The organism is Shewanella sp. SG44-6 (assembly GCF_014164185.1).
Classification (GTDB): Bacteria; Pseudomonadota; Gammaproteobacteria; order Enterobacterales; family Shewanellaceae; genus Shewanella; species Shewanella vesiculosa.
In genome coordinates this window covers 1-220 of record NZ_JACJER010000382.1, presented here as the reverse complement: position 1 = coordinate 220, position 220 = coordinate 1, and the positions used below count along the sequence as shown (strand labels likewise).

Sequence of the window (220 nt, the reverse complement as noted above, 5' to 3'; positions counted from 1 at the left end):
AAAGTGATTTTAGCTTATTTTAATAACTTCAACTTTTCCAATCCTGAAGGGAAACGTTGGGATGAAGCCTTAAGCAAAGTCGACTTCATGGCCCATGTGACCACCAACGTGTCCGAATTCAGTTGGTTTGCTGATGTGTTATTACCTTCTAGCCACCATATGTTTGAAAAATGGGGTGTGCTGGATTCTATCGGTAATGGTGTTGCACAGGTTTCAATTC

Annotated in this window: 1 protein-coding gene; it reads left to right on the top strand. The window is 40.9% G+C overall.

What is annotated here, in order from left to right; genetic code table 11:
• Window positions 1-220, top strand: a 220-nt coding sequence (locus tag H5185_RS22660) for a hypothetical protein (protein WP_182743395.1), incomplete at both ends; no start/stop codon positions are given.